Origin of the sequence: Neisseria montereyensis (genome assembly GCF_024834045.1) — a bacterium.
Lineage (GTDB): Bacteria > Pseudomonadota > Gammaproteobacteria > Burkholderiales > Neisseriaceae > Neisseria > Neisseria montereyensis.
In genome coordinates this window covers 16933-29862 of record NZ_JANUXW010000009.1, presented here as the reverse complement: position 1 = coordinate 29862, position 12930 = coordinate 16933, and the positions used below count along the sequence as shown (strand labels likewise).

The 12930-nt window shown below is 43.2% G+C and carries 15 protein-coding genes and 5 tRNA genes; 1 reads left to right on the top strand and 19 read right to left on the bottom strand.

Translation table 11 applies throughout. The features are described from left to right. Positions 1 to 15: 15 nt before the first annotated feature. Positions 16 to 573, top strand: coding sequence for a YybH family protein (locus NXS09_RS09090; RefSeq protein WP_259292213.1), 558 nt, complete (start codon positions 16 to 18; stop codon positions 571 to 573). A gap of 110 nt (positions 574 to 683) precedes the next feature. Here NXS09_RS09090 and NXS09_RS09085 read toward each other — a convergent pair whose 3' ends face one another. The 19 genes from NXS09_RS09085 to NXS09_RS08995 form a co-directional block, all read right to left on the bottom strand. Beyond that, positions 684 to 830, bottom strand: a complete 147-nt coding sequence (locus NXS09_RS09085) for a hypothetical protein (protein WP_259292212.1) — start codon at positions 828 to 830, stop codon at positions 684 to 686. 37 nt (positions 831 to 867) lie between these two features. Continuing rightward, positions 868 to 1266, bottom strand: a complete 399-nt coding sequence (locus NXS09_RS09080) for a DUF6853 family protein (protein WP_259292211.1) — start codon at positions 1264 to 1266, stop codon at positions 868 to 870. A gap of 226 nt (positions 1267 to 1492) precedes the next feature. Continuing rightward, positions 1493 to 1582: transfer RNA gene (locus NXS09_RS09075), tRNA-Leu, on the bottom strand. A 148-nt stretch (positions 1583 to 1730) separates the two neighbouring features. Beyond that, positions 1731 to 1804: transfer RNA gene (locus NXS09_RS09070), tRNA-Cys, on the bottom strand. A gap of 50 nt (positions 1805 to 1854) precedes the next feature. Next, positions 1855 to 1930: transfer RNA gene (locus NXS09_RS09065), tRNA-Gly, on the bottom strand. 18 nt (positions 1931 to 1948) lie between these two features. Next, a tRNA-Gly gene (locus NXS09_RS09060) sits at positions 1949 to 2024 on the bottom strand. A 30-nt stretch (positions 2025 to 2054) separates the two neighbouring features. Continuing rightward, positions 2055 to 2130, bottom strand: a tRNA-Gly gene (locus NXS09_RS09055). Between the two features lie 87 nt (positions 2131 to 2217). Then, positions 2218 to 2784, bottom strand: coding sequence for a CDP-diacylglycerol--glycerol-3-phosphate 3-phosphatidyltransferase (gene pgsA, locus NXS09_RS09050; protein ID WP_259292210.1), 567 nt, complete (start codon positions 2782 to 2784; stop codon positions 2218 to 2220). A gap of 398 nt (positions 2785 to 3182) precedes the next feature. Further along, on the bottom strand, positions 3183 to 5018 hold the full coding sequence (gene uvrC / locus NXS09_RS09045) for an excinuclease ABC subunit UvrC (RefSeq protein ID WP_259292209.1): 1836 nt from the start codon (positions 5016 to 5018) through the stop codon (positions 3183 to 3185). 98 nt (positions 5019 to 5116) lie between these two features. Further along, positions 5117 to 5743, bottom strand: coding sequence for a PAQR family membrane homeostasis protein TrhA (gene trhA / locus NXS09_RS09040; protein ID WP_259292208.1), 627 nt, complete (start codon positions 5741 to 5743; stop codon positions 5117 to 5119). A gap of 185 nt (positions 5744 to 5928) precedes the next feature. Next, on the bottom strand, positions 5929 to 7254 hold the full coding sequence (gene miaB, locus NXS09_RS09035; RefSeq protein ID WP_151050280.1) for a tRNA (N6-isopentenyl adenosine(37)-C2)-methylthiotransferase MiaB: 1326 nt from the start codon (positions 7252 to 7254) through the stop codon (positions 5929 to 5931). A gap of 20 nt (positions 7255 to 7274) precedes the next feature. Further along, on the bottom strand, positions 7275 to 7658 hold the full coding sequence (locus tag NXS09_RS09030) for a hypothetical protein (RefSeq protein WP_259292207.1): 384 nt from the start codon (positions 7656 to 7658) through the stop codon (positions 7275 to 7277). A 457-nt stretch (positions 7659 to 8115) separates the two neighbouring features. Continuing rightward, the gene (locus NXS09_RS09025; protein WP_259292206.1) at positions 8116 to 8592 is read right to left on the bottom strand and encodes an NGO0322 family iron-responsive protein; all 477 of its coding nucleotides are present in this window, start codon (positions 8590 to 8592) and stop codon (positions 8116 to 8118) included. 398 nt (positions 8593 to 8990) lie between these two features. Further along, positions 8991 to 9500, bottom strand: coding sequence for an S-ribosylhomocysteine lyase (luxS, locus tag NXS09_RS09020; RefSeq protein ID WP_259292205.1), 510 nt, complete (start codon positions 9498 to 9500; stop codon positions 8991 to 8993). A 210-nt stretch (positions 9501 to 9710) separates the two neighbouring features. Then, complete coding sequence (gene moaA / locus NXS09_RS09015) at positions 9711 to 10685, bottom strand: GTP 3',8-cyclase MoaA (protein WP_259292204.1); 975 nt, start codon at positions 10683 to 10685, stop codon at positions 9711 to 9713. A 148-nt stretch (positions 10686 to 10833) separates the two neighbouring features. Further along, positions 10834 to 11526: an LrgB family protein gene (locus tag NXS09_RS09010; RefSeq protein ID WP_259292203.1), complete on the bottom strand. Its 693-nt coding sequence runs from the start codon at positions 11524 to 11526 to the stop codon at positions 10834 to 10836. Continuing rightward, positions 11523 to 11867, bottom strand: a complete 345-nt coding sequence (locus NXS09_RS09005; RefSeq protein ID WP_259292202.1) for a CidA/LrgA family protein — start codon at positions 11865 to 11867, stop codon at positions 11523 to 11525. Before NXS09_RS09005 ends, NXS09_RS09010 begins: the two co-directional genes overlap by 4 nt. A gap of 256 nt (positions 11868 to 12123) precedes the next feature. Continuing rightward, a complete protein-coding gene (locus NXS09_RS09000; RefSeq protein WP_259292201.1) occupies positions 12124 to 12336 on the bottom strand; it encodes a hypothetical protein in 213 nt (70 codons plus the stop codon). Between the two features lie 10 nt (positions 12337 to 12346). Then, positions 12347 to 12925: a C40 family peptidase gene (locus NXS09_RS08995; protein ID WP_259292200.1), complete on the bottom strand. Its 579-nt coding sequence runs from the start codon at positions 12923 to 12925 to the stop codon at positions 12347 to 12349. Between the last annotated feature and the right edge of the window lie 5 nt (positions 12926 to 12930).

The following is a 12930-nucleotide window of genomic DNA, read 5'->3' as shown; positions in this document are numbered from 1 at the left end:
AATGGAGGTCATATTATGAAATCATCTCGCTTTTTAGTAGCCGCATTAACCGCTTCTTTTCTGTTAAGTGGCAATGTAATGGCTGCCGACACACACACTGCAACAGCCGTAAGAGCAACATCACCGGAACAATCCGGCGGTACATTTAAATATTCAACAAACCGCCAAATTGCCGCCGAGCAAAAAAACGTATATGACACTATTATCCGTTATCAAACCGCACTCAATGCCGGCGATACCAGAACCATTTTGAACTTATTTGCCGATGAAAGCTATTCACAATGGAACGACAAATTGACTGCCGACACCACCGCAGAAAGACGTCAACAATATGATGACCTCTTCCAACGTGAAAAATTTGAAACCGACTTTGCTTTTGATACTATTTGGATCAATGGTGACACTGCCGTTGTGAGAACACACCATCATGTAGGTTCTGTAGTCACCAACTTCAAAGAGCAAAAAACCGTGATTGACTTAAACCGCGAAGTTTTCGTGATGAAAAAAGTTAACGGCCAATGGAAAATCTTCCTCTATACCTTTAACACTAATCCGCTTCAAGGTGAAGCTTAATAATAAAAGCCGGAGCAACTGCTCTGGCTTTTATTTATCTCATACCAATACGAAATAATCCACTTTCAATAAATTCAATATTTCTTATGGCTATGCATACTTAATTTTGTTTAGCTTGAAGTGAATTTGCCGTTGGCAGCGGGAATATCTGCCGCGCTCAAGAGAATGATGCTGTTTTCATAGGCATTGGCAGCAAAAACAATGCAATCATGCCGTCTGAAAGATTTGGATTTTTCAGACGGCATGGTGGGAACCACGTAGGCAACGAATGCTTACCTTATAGCTTACTGCGTTCTATTCATCATCAAATTGTGGCCATTGGAAATCATTTGTTTTATCCTCACCTTTTAGGAGTTTAATCATATCATTTTCGATACAATTAAAGAAACTTCTGAGACTACCCATAAAGTCCACAGCTAAGAAGAAAGAACTACTGGCAGATTTAATGTCTTCTTTGGCCATTGCATCTTGATATTTTCGCATACTCTCAAAAAAATAATAAAGGCGTTCTTCCAGTTCTTCATCCCAGTCATCCAAATAGTAGCAAAGCCATCGTGAATCATCCCATCGTGGGCCAAAAGGAATTTCATCATTGAATTTTGCGATTGCCTCTTCGTCGCCGAGGTCAATTCCCTGCTTGCGACCCAATTCTCTAAGAGCGTCTCTTACTGAATTAAAATCGTTCATTTTCATCATTTCATCCTATTTAATATTTAATGTTCTATATTTTCCTTGTTTGGTGTTTGATCTATTTAAGGAGCCGTCAATATTTAACACCATTTTAAATTTTCTATTTTCATCAAAAACTTCAAAATGATTTTTGTGTTGACCATCTAAATATATGTAATCCCCCTTAGTTCCTGCTTCGAGTTATAAAAAAAATAGTCTTTAGAAAAAATTTCTAAAGACTATTTTCAATTGGTGCCCGGAGCCGGAATCGAACCGGCACGACCTGTTTAGGGTCGACGGATTTTAAGTCCGTTGTGTCTACCTATTTCACCACCCGGGCGCTGTTTTAACATTGTTATCACAACAAAAACAGAAAAAATAAAACTTGGAGGCGGGGGCGCGGATTTTAACCGGCCTGTATAAAGGTTGCACCCTTTATCGCATAAACACTCTGCCACCCCGCCATGAAAGGGATTATTTCTAAATTGTGGAGGCGGGAGTCGGAATCGAACCGGCGTAGACGGCTTTGCAGGCCGCTGCATAACCACTTTGCTATCCCGCCTTAAAACTATTCAAGCCGGTTTAAGTGGTATTCACGACTTGATTTTAATTTGGAGCGGGAAACGAGTCTCGAACTCGCGACCTCAACCTTGGCAAGGTTGCGCTCTACCAACTGAGCTATTCCCGCAAATTCAAATGTAGCTTTTGGAGCGGGAAACGAGTCTCGAACTCGCGACCTCAACCTTGGCAAGGTTGCGCTCTACCAACTGAGCTATTCCCGCATTGAGAAATTACATTTGAAATAAAACTTTTGGAGCGGGAAACGAGTCTCGAACTCGCGACCTCAACCTTGGCAAGGTTGCGCTCTACCAACTGAGCTATTCCCGCTTAACTTTTTGCACTACACTAAATGCCGTGCAAAAGAGAGAGCTATTATAGTATCTGAAAATTTACTGTCAAGCATTTTGTGAAGGTTTAATGCTCGAATTCTTTCCATGCCATTTTCAAATAATAAAACATCGACCAAATTGTCAGTATAGATGCAATAAACATCAATATGTTGCCGATAATCATCAGGTTTAAACCATGGAAATCTTCCAAACCGATGAGCAATAATAAAATGGCCACCATTTGTGCCGCCGTTTTAAATTTACCGATGGTGGCAACGGCGATACTGCTGCGCTTTCCCATTTGCGCCATCCATTCGCGTAATGCGGAAATGGTGATTTCCCTACCGATGATAATCATCGCAAAAATCACATAAGTCCTATCTAAGCTGACCAAAAGTAATAGCGCTACGGCGACCATTAATTTATCGGCAACCGGATCAAGAAAAGCGCCGAATTCCGATGTTTGCTTCCAAAGACGTGCAAGGAAGCCATCGAACCAATCGGTAACGGCAGCGGCGGCAAAAATAGCGGCAGCAGCCCAATTAACAGTTTGCCTGTCTAACCAGCTATCCGGAAAATAAAACAATATGGTAAATACCGGAATCAGTAAGACACGCATCCAAGTGAGAAAAATAGGGAAATTCCAAGGCATAATTGAATCGGCTTTCTGTGGTTTGTGTTTTCAGACGGCTGTAGATTTCTGAAATACGGCCTTATGTGCAATAAGCTACCGTTAGGGCTTCCAAATATGACCGGTTATCAATCAGGCCAACACCACCGCTGTGCCTGATTGTATTTTCAATAAAGAGCCATCCTCATTGCATCTGTTCAAAACTTATAACAATAGGTTTTCTGTATATTACCTACGTTACTACATTTCCGGATAGCCAACCAGCCTTGTTTGATTAGCACACTTTTTTCATTCTATTGTTTATGGTGGATTATAACGAATTTAAACGATAGCTTGTGTTATTCGTTTAGGCCGTCTGAAATATTGTTGCACGGATTGTCTTTACATTCTGTATTTATCCGTATTATTAGTTTTGAATCTCAATGAAGACTATCATAAATTTTTTCAGCCAATGCCTTACTGATGCCTTCCACTTGTGCCAAGTCTTCCACACTTGCCGCAACAATGCCTCGTAAACCGCCGAAGCGGGTGAGCAATGCCTGCCGGCGCTTGGTACCCACTCCGGGAATCTCGCTTAAAGAAGAAGTGACACGCGCTTTATCGCGTTTTTTACGATGGCCTGTAATGGCAAAGCGGTGCGATTCATCCCGAACGGTTTGCAATAAATGTAAAGCCGGGCTGTTAGACGGCAGTCGGAATGTTTCGCCGGTAAAAGGCAATATCAGCTCTTCCAAACCTGCTTTGCGTTCCGGGCCTTTGGCAATGCCGATAATGGGAATATGCAGCCCCAGCTCCGTCCATACTTCTACGGCTACGCCAACCTGCCCTTTGCCGCCGTCAATCAATACGGCATCCGGCCATTTCACACTTTCGCCATTGGCTTCCGCCTCGGCCAGTTTGCCGTAACGACGGGTCAGCACTTCGCGCATAGCGGCATAATCGTCCCCCGCTTTGGCGGTGGTAATATTGTAGCGGCGGTATTGTGAAGGTTGGATATCGTGATCATCGTACACCACACAAGACGCCACGGTCGCTTCGCCTTGCGTATGGCTGATATCGAAGCATTCCAAACGTTGCAGGCTGTCCGAATCCATATTCAAGATTCTTGCCAACTCTTCGATTCTGTTTTGACGGCTGCCTTGCTGCAATTGGTGTTGTGCAAGAGCAAGACGGGCGTTTTGTTCCGCCATTTTCAGCCATACTTTACGCTCGCCGATGGTTTTGGTAACAAATTGGATTTGCTTGCCGTGTTCTTCACTCAAGGCCGTCTGAAGCACTTCGGGCAGGGTAAAGTTACTGATAATAATATCCGGCTTGCTCTTGCCTAAATAATGCTGTGCCACAAATGCTTCGGCATAGTCTTGACCGTCCGGTTCGGGATCATTGCGGATATCGGGGAAAAAGTTTTTATCGCCCACATGACGGCCGCCGCGTATGCTGACCCAATGAATACATACCCCGCCTTTTTCGACCACCAACGCCAATAAATCAATATCGTTGGGGTTATTGGGGGTTTTACTGTCGATAAATTGCTGGCTCTGAACCAAGCCGAGCGCCTGAATCTGATCTCGATAACGGGCAGCTTCTTCAAACTGCAAGGCAGCGGCGGCTTGGTTCATTTTATGATGTAGCATTTGCGTTAACTCGCCGGTTTTCCCATTAAGAAAAGTAGCCGCCTCACGCACGCTTTCCTGATAATCTTCATAAGAAATATGCCCGACACAAGGGCCCGAACAGCGCTTAATCTGGTAAAGCAGGCAGGCACGGTCGCGGTGTTGAAACGTGCTGTCTTCACAAGTACGCAACTGAAAGATTTTTTGCAGAATCTGTATGCTATCGCGTACGGCATATCCGTTTGGATAAGGGCCGAAGTATTGGTTCGGTTTTTTTAAGGTACCGCGATAATAAGCCATTTGCGGAAACTCATGCCCGCTTAGCATTAAATAAGGATAGCTTTTATCATCACGGAACAAAATATTGTATTTTGGTGATAAGGCTTTGATTAAATTGTTTTCTAAAATCAAAGCTTCCGCTTCCGAACGGGTAACGGTGGTTTCGACCGAATGAACCTGTCTTACCATCAGCATAATGCGCGGCGAATGATCATTTTTTTGAAAATAACTGGAAACACGCCGCTTAAGATTAACCGCTTTACCAACGTATAAAACCTGCCCTTTACTGTCGAGCATACGGTATACGCCCGGCAGATTAGGCAGGTTTTTTAAAAAAATATCTAAGTCGAAAGCTTTAGGCACGGTATCGGTATATTGTGTTCAGACGGCCTAAATTATACGTTAAAGCGATATTTGTCGCGAATGGCAAAGCAGGTAATGCTACGAGACAAACCAAATATTTAAATCACATAAAAATAAATACTGATAAATTGTGCCAAGCTGCCGCCCAACACAAATAAATGCCAAATGCCGTGCCCGTGTTTGATTTTTTCATCATTCACAAACCAATAAATCCCGCCGCTATAAAGTAAGCCGCCCAACACCAGCCAAAACAATCCGGCCGAGGATAAATTCTGCACCAGAGGATAAATCGCCACAACCACCAGCCAACCCATCAAAACATATAAAATCAGCGACAATAGCCTTTTTTCGCTCTTGCGCCCGATAGTCAACTCTTGAGCGATACCAAAAACCGCCAATCCCCAAGATACACCAAACAGCCACCATCCCCATGTACCATGTAAAGACACCAAACTAAACGGGGTATAACTTCCGGCAATCAATAAATAAATCGCACAATGATCTAGCTTTTGCAGCATTGCTTTGGTTTCCGGCTTACGCACACTGTGATAAACCGTCGAACCCGCATACAAAATCACCAAGCAAATACCATATGCCGCAGCACTCACTACTTTATAAACATCAGCCGTCGCAGCGGCTTTAACCAGCAATAATACCAACCCGAGAACAGCAAGCAATGTGCCCGCTAAATGGCTGTATGCATTAAAACGTTCACCTACATACATAATAATAATTCTTATTTTAAAAAGAAGCCTAGTTTACTTGATTCCACCTTAGAAAGCAGCCGATATCCATTAAAATCAGGTTAAATAGGCACGGGCAATCCGTCCGATAAAGAACACCACTCAGCTCAAGATAACCAAAGGCCGTCTGAAGTTTCAGACGGCCTCATTAGCTATACAATGCTTTCTCAACGGGTAACGATTTCACCACGCAATGAGAACGTATAAGCTTCGGTAATGGTTAACTCCACCATTTCATTAATCAATCTCGGATTGCCCGTGAAATTCACCACTCTATTATTAGCAGTTCGTGCTTGTAATTGATCCGGGTCTTTCTTAGAAATACCCTCTACCAAACAACGCTGAACCGTACCGACCATACTTTGATTAATGCGTGCGGTTTCCGCTTCAATAATTTCGTTCAACGCTTCCAGCCGGCGCACTTTTTCTTCATGCGGGGTATCGTCCGGCAGATTGGCCGCAGGCGTACCGGGGCGCGGGCTGTAAATAAACACAAAGCTAAGATCGAAAGCCACGTCTTTTACCAGTTTCAATGTTTGCTCAAACTCACGTTCGGTTTCACCGGGGAAGCCGACAATAAAATCCGAACTCAAACATAAATCAGGACGGATAGCACGCAACTTGCGAATAATTGATTTATATTCGAGCGCTGTATAACCGCGTTTCATGGCACTCAGTACGCGATCCGAGCCGCTTTGTACCGGTAGATGCAAGTGCGAAACCAACTTGGGCAGATCGCGGTAACATTCGATAATGGCATCCGAAAACTCACGCGGGTGACTGGTGGTAAAGCGCATGCGCTCAATACCCGGAATTTCATGAACGATGCGCAGCAATGTTGCAAAATCACAAATACCGCCATCATCCATCATGCCGCGATAAGCATTCACATTCTGGCCTAACAAATTGATTTCTTTAACCCCTTGTTGGGCAAGGTTGGCAATTTCGGTTAATACATCGTTCAACGGACGGGAAAATTCTTCGCCGCGCGTATAAGGCACCACACAAAAGCTACAATATTTCGAACAGCCTTCCATAATTGAAATAAAAGCCGATCCGCCTTCTACGCGTGCAGGCGGCAGATGGTCGAACTTTTCAATTTCAGGGAACGAAATATCCACTTGGGAAAGGCCGGTCGTTTCCTTATCCACAATCATCTGAGGCAGACGGTGCAATGTTTGCGGGCCGAAAACCACATCTACATAAGGTGCACGCTTAATAATCGTTTCACCTTCCTGAGAAGCAACGCAGCCGCCCACACCGATAATCAAATTAGGATTTTTGGTTTTGAGCGATTTTACCCGCCCTAAATCGGAAAATACTTTTTCCTGCGCCTTTTCGCGCACGGAACATGTATTAAAAAGAATAATATCAGCCTCTTCGGCCTCATTGACTTGCACTAATTCATCACCTTCTGCCAATACGGACAACATTTTCTCGCTGTCGTATTCATTCATTTGGCAACCGAACGTGCGGATAAATACTTTTTTCATGTCAAACTTATCAGGTAGGGTTAAGGTTGTCGGATAACGGCACGCTGCTCAAAAGCCTGTTTTTCCGCAGGAGTCAGCAGCCATATTTCCGTAATATTTCCGGCCGCATCACGACGCAGAGCTACGGTTTTACCGGTATGATAAGGCAGTTTACCCCGTACGATAAAACGGTTACGTTCGTCTTTAATACGCAAATCATGGGTAGTATTAAAAGCCGACACATTATTATCGAGCCAGCCTAAAGTTAGGATTTTCAACCACGGAATACCGCCGTTACTGAGCACCACCTGCGGGTAGTTTACTTGTTTCAAAATCGCGATATCCATATCGGCAGGCACGGTACGTTGTGCCCATGCTACGGAAGAAAACAATAAAATAAACAGGGTTGTAAGTATTTTTTTCATGATTTTTTCTTGTTATCAGTGAGTAAGATAAAGGCGGATTATAGCACAACAGAGATAAGCGAACCCTTGTTTTTAATGAAGATTTAAAGACAAATAAATGAATATACACATAACATTGTTCGGGTTAACATGGTATATAACGACATATAAAAGTATTCAGACGGCCTGATGATATTGCAGGCCGTCTGAATACTTTTATCGGTTAAGATAGTAAATTTCAACCACACATTCGATTGTATACATTTTCTAGCCGGATTCGGCACACTTTGCCATCTTCATATTTTATCAACCATAAATATACTTCGTATCAAAATTGGTACTAATCATTTAAATTTAAGCGCAAAGCGCAATTATATAATTTCAATTCCTTATATCCCCTGCTACAATGGCAAACACACCCACAAAAAAATCGCCCCACGAGGGGGCGCAAAAGGAACACAAACCACTACCAAAACTATTACAAGGCAAATTCTTCAAATGAACATTTTGCCGGATACAGCGCTTTCATCAAATCAGATGGTGAAAGCATATAATCTCTCTCATTGCTAACAGTCAGACGACCTTGCTGCGGGGTAAGCTCCAACAAACAAAAATTGGCTGCCTGTATAAATGTCTCTTTTGTGGATTGAACACGACGCTGTAGCGCCTTCAACACACGGTTATACGTATTTTCTTTACGCTTCACTGTACGAGCCGTTGCCACCCAGCTTAAGCGTGTTTCCGTATCTTCGGTTTCAATCAGTAAGATTCCCTTAAACGGTTCGCTTTGTAACTCTTCAGACAATCCGACATAATATCTTCCGTCAACGATAACAAAAACCGTATCGTAAATTTCAGGGCAATCGCTGCATTGTGTTGCCAACAGCGAATGAACAGCTCTTTGGTGCAATCTCAGAATATCGAGAGAAATTTGCTTAAAAATACTTTCAGGCATTTTGCTCTCCTTGCTTGTCTGTTTGCGAGTTGTTGGATTGAATTATACTCAAAAAATTACTTTTTGCAAATGATAATAGTTTTTATTAAGTTAAAAATATATAAATATATGTTTTTAAAGGAAATTAAATTTTACCACCTTAGCAAATTTGTCAAAAATCAGACTTAAATCAAGCATAAAGTCCATGTTCCCCTGTTAAAATGAATCACTTAGCCATGCCCAAATACTATTTCGGATTGAAAATGAAAACCTTATTTGCTGCGATATACCTTTCATTTTCAATAAAATAAGGGGGCGGATGATTCATCCGCCCCCCCCTGATTCATATCAATTTATATCACCCGACAACGTCTTTTCATCGATTTTTTCAGACGGCCGATACATAGCTACCATAATGATTATCCGGCACCGAGTAATTTCTCATCCAACATTAAATCTTCACTTTTATTGATACCGATATGGCGCTCCAATACTTTTCTGGCAATATCCTGCGCCTCAATCAAAGAATGCATCTGATAAGTGCCGCATTGATATTCATTCAACTCCGGGATTTCTTTCTGGCTTTGCACATTCAAAACATCTTGCATAGAAGCCGACCATGCCGATGCAACTTCTTCTTCGGCCGGCGTGCCAATCAGGCTCATATAAAAGCCGGTTCGGCAACCCATCGGCGAAATATCGATAATCTCTACATTATCGCCATTTAAGTGTTCGCGCATAAAGCCGGCAAATAGATGTTCCAAGGTATGAATGCCTTTTTCCGATAAAATTTCCTGATTCGGTACACAAAAACGTAGATCATAAACAGTAATATCGTCACCTTTCGGCGTGCGCATGGTTTTGGCAATCCGCACGGCAGGCGCCTGCATACGGGTGTGATCTACTTTAAAACTATCGAGCAAGGGCATGGTGGTCTTCCTTTTTTAAATCAGTATTATAATAGTCTTATCATAACACGATATATTATGGAAGCCATCGAAAATTCAAGCCTGATAATAATATTTTGATAAAGCATTAAAAAACAAAACCATCTCAATTCTTTAGTCGCAGCCATATTAGATAAATAGGCTGTCTGAAACATTTCAGACGGCCTATAAAACAATATAATTCTATTTTATTTACCCACCGGTTAATGCCATAACACGGATAATTTTATGTGGGTTTTCTACAAACTCATGTTTCTCAGGCTTACGCATCACTGCTTGACGAATGGCTTGTTCCAACTCATCATCGCTACAGCCGTTACGCAACATCGGACGCAATGCCACCTTATCTTCCTGGCCGAGACAGAGATGTAAATCACCGGTAGCGGAAAGACGAACACGATTACAAGTTTCACAAAAATGCTGACTCATCGGCGTAATCAAGCCAAGAGTAAAACTACCGTCGCCACTTTGCCAATAACGTGCGGGGCCGCCACCAATAGTGCCGTTAAAAGGGGTTAGGTCAAACTTTTGTTGCAATCGCGCCAATACTGGTTGCAAGCTAACTTTTGCATGTACCTGTCCGGTAATCCCCATCGGCATCGCTTCAATCAGATTGAGAATAAAACCGTTTTCAATACAAAATGCCACCATACCGTCTAAATCATATTCGTTAATGCCTTTAAGGGGCACCATATTGATTTTAATGCGCTCAAAACCGGTTTCTTTAGCAGCTTTAATCCCATCAAGCACCTGTTGCAGACAATCCGTTCCCGTAATGTCTTTCACGCAATCATGGCGCAAACTGTCCAAACTAATATTGAGGCGGCGCACACCTGCCCGACGAAGTGCTTGGGCATGTTTGAATAATTGGGTACCGTTGGTTGTCAGGGAAATGTCTTCCACCCCCGGCTGATTGTTAATTTCCGCTGCCAATTGTGTTAGGCCCTTACGCAACAGCGGCTCCCCACCGGTTAAACGGAATCGTTTGGTGCCCAAGCGCGCAAAAGCAGCGGCAACGCGTGCCAATTCTTCAATACTGAGCCAATCTTTGGGGATGGCGAAACCTTTAAACCCCTTAGGCAAACAGTAGGTACAGCGTAGATCGCAACGGTCGGTCACGGAAATACGCAAGTAGTCTACGGTGCGACCGAATGCGTCGGTTAACATAAACATACCCGTTGTGTTAGGTTTCTTCTATTCTATCCCGATTTATTTTTTATGTTGATGCTACATAATGCTTAGAAGCTAGTTCTTTATAAGGATAGGCCGTCTGAAAAAATTCAGACGGCCTATCCTTATCAATACAAAAAAATAATCAAATACCCAATAGCGGAATCAAAATCGGCACTAAAATAGCTGTCAGCACACCATTAAAAATCAGGCCGAGGCTGGCATAAGCAGCCAACTTCCGGCTACGTTCCAATGAGGCGGCAATCCCCATCGCATGTGAAGCCGTTCCCATTGAAATACCTTGCGAGGTCGGCATGCGTATGGTGCTGGCACTCATCAGCTTAAAACCCACCATCTGCCCCATCATACCGGCCAAAATAACGGTAGCCGCAGTCAGTGCGGGAATACCGCCGACGGCGCGGGTAATTTCGATGGCAATCGGGTTGGTTACCGATTTGGCCGCCAACGATAACACCACCTCTCTTCCGGCACCTGTCCATTTGGCAATATAGATAGCACTAATGATACCGGTCACACTGCCTGCCGCCTGAGAAGCGACAATCGGCAACCATTGGCTACGGATTTTTTTCCAATTGATATAAAGCGGCACGGCCAACGATACAACCGCCGGCTTCAACCAAAAATCAATAAATCCGGCAGCTTCGTGATAAGTATCATAATCGATATCGAATACTTTCAAATAAAGAATCACCGTAACCGTGCTCAAAACTACGGGATTGCACAAAAAACTACCCGTACGGGCACGCAATACATTGGCAATCCAATATGCGGTAATGGTAATAAACAGTAACAAAGCGGGGTTGGAAAATATGGTCATGACCAAAACCTCCGCATTAATTCATGTACTTTACCGGTTACAAACATCACCAAAAACGTGCTGATTACAGTTGCAGTCACAATCGACAATAAATCCCTTTGCACCAAATCCAAATAGCTCATCACTGCCACGCAGGGCGGCACGAGAAAAAGCGACAGATTGCCCATCAACACATCAACCATCTGCTGTAACCATGCTGTTTTCACCCACCCCAAATGCAATGCCGCAAACAAACAGCCCATACCGATAATACTGCCGGGCAGCTTAATGCCTGTTAAATAAACAACGGCTTCGCCCACGGCCAAAAAGCCGAAAATAATACTTAACGACCTAATCAACATTGGCGCGCTCCTCTTTTTCTTTTTTCTCTAGGTATTTTTTGAGTCATTATCTAAACAATAACAGTCAGGCTATCTGAAAAAATGCAAAAAGCCAAAGAAAAATAGGCAGCTAAATCCTCTGCCCATATTCATTATCGACAGAGGATTTAGCTGTAATAAATATTATTCAGACGGCCTGTCTCTGCCGGTATATCATAACCGATACCATTCAATCTACAATTCAGAAGTTAGAACCAATCTTAATGTTATCAGCTTATTATTTATAAGGATTTTCCACACCATCGACCAAACGGTGTAAATATTCCCGCAATTGTGCCTCACCGCACCCCATCAACAAAGCATCTTCAAACGTATCTTGAGCCGTCTGAAAAAGCTCGGTCATATTTTCAGTCATGACTTTGATTTTTTCGGTACACGAAACAATTTCCCCATCATCGCCATACCATTTCGGCATTTCCGGCATACTCATGGCAGCCCCTTTAATTTAAGAAACGCGAAGGGTCGTTTTTGGTGACACGGCGGCCAAAAGCATATTTCGAATTCCAATATTTATTGTTTAGGCTGGTAATTTCGATATTTTTACCGGTTCGGGGCGCGTGAATGAAACGGTTATTGCCGATATAAAGACCGACGTGTGAAATACGCCCTTTGCCCATTGTCCGGAAAAACACCATATCACCCGGCTGCAAATCGCTGCGGTTGACATGCACACCCATTTTCGCTTGTTGTGCCGAAGTACGCGGCAGATTAATCTGCATGCTGTTTTTAAAAATATGCTGCATGAAGCCGCTACAATCAAAACCGGTACGAACCGAATTGCCGCCGTAGCGATATGCCACACCGAGCAACCCCATAGCACTGCTGATTAAATTATCGGCATCACTACCACCAATATTCTGACTTTCATTATACTGATGACCTACTGCCGATACGAAACCATCTTGTGCCTGTAAACGTAATAAACTTTCAATTTCGTCGGCATGAGCAAGTTGTATATCCGCCAACATCAAGCACACGGTTGCCAACGCAGTCGAACACAATTGTTTAAAATTATTCATCCATA